Raw genomic sequence first — 1,455 nt, forward strand, 5'->3', positions numbered from 1 at the left:
TAACAACGCTCCATGAACTGGAACTTGGTTTCCTTTGCAGGTTACCGCGGGAAGGTGCCTAGGCCACAGGCCAGAGCAGCCCTCCCGCAGAAGGCTTCCAGGTGGAGCAGGCCCTGTACGTCCTTGCCCACACCTGTAAGAGGGAGCCGGAGGCAGGGACGACCGAGCAGTCTTACCGCTCGCTCTTTCCCATTGCTCTCCGCCGCTCCTTCTTGTATACCCTCCGACCTCGAGTCTGGGGACGGTGCGGCCCGACGGTCTGAGCCGCGACTTTTCAACTCCCGCGAAATTCCCCAGTATGGGAAATTTTAAAAATCGACTCACGGCCACCCAGCCACCCAACTGGGTCGCACCTTCTCAGGAATCTCGCTCCAAGTTCACAAAGACCACGCCTTCCTCGTCAAGTTGGTTGCGCCTTCCTTGCCTACCCGGTCATTCCTGCCTACCCTGCACTCGGTAGGTACTACCCGCCTACTACTTTTTTCTTTTCAACTTTGATCTTACCTTTCTCATACAGGCCCGTCGTACCTACCCTGTAGTTCTTACCTACCCTACACTTAATAAGCGCTACCTACTCGCAATTTTCCTTTTCAAAACTTCGGCTTCCAAAGGTCGATTGCGCCTTCCTTACCTACCCGGTCGTTCTTGCCTACCCTGCACTCGGTAAGTACCACCCTTCACTGCCTTTCCCTCTTCCACCTTTTCAACCTCGGCCGCGCCTTTCTTATATAAAGCAGACGTGCCTACCCTACAGCGTCCACTCAAACTACGTTTCCACTAAGTAAAAAGCTAACTACTTTTTATCTTCCCTAATATAATTTACAACATCTTATAACTATACCAAAAGTATTCATATTACTCTTATCTTTTTCTTTTTACATTTACCAATTCAACCTTCTTTATTAATATACTAACCTCAACATATCCTCCCTACCCATACAACCAAAGCCACCTAACACCCTACCTACTCTACTAACTGTTTATACCCCCTAAATTCTACTACCCTTCTTCTTCTACTACTTTCAAAATTTCTTTTTTTTTTTTCTTTTTTTCTTCTTTTTCTTCTTTCCTACTATCAATTATTTACCTGCCCTTCCCTAACAATTCATTCAAGACCGTATAGGTTCTAGTTGATCGACTTAGTCGCCTCCGAATACCTTCTTCTTCCTATATTTATAAAAAAAACCTCTACCCTTGTTATAATCCGGCTCCTACTACTCTAAAAGTGTTTATTTACTTTATAAACGCCCTTACCTAATAAAGATTTGGAGGTAGAACAAGAGGACGAAAAGAAGAATAAAAAGAAAAAGAAAGGAAGAAGCTTACTAAGGGGGCAAGACATTACAAAAGTAAAAAGGTAGAAGGAAAGTAAGAAAAATATATATAAAAAAAAAAAAAAAAAAAAAAAAAAAAAAAAAAAAAAAAAAAAAAAAAAAAAAAAAAAAAAAAAAAAAA

Origin of the sequence: Paenibacillus silvae, assembly GCF_014639235.1 — a bacterium.
Lineage (GTDB): Bacteria > Bacillota > Bacilli > Paenibacillales > Paenibacillaceae > Paenibacillus > Paenibacillus silvae.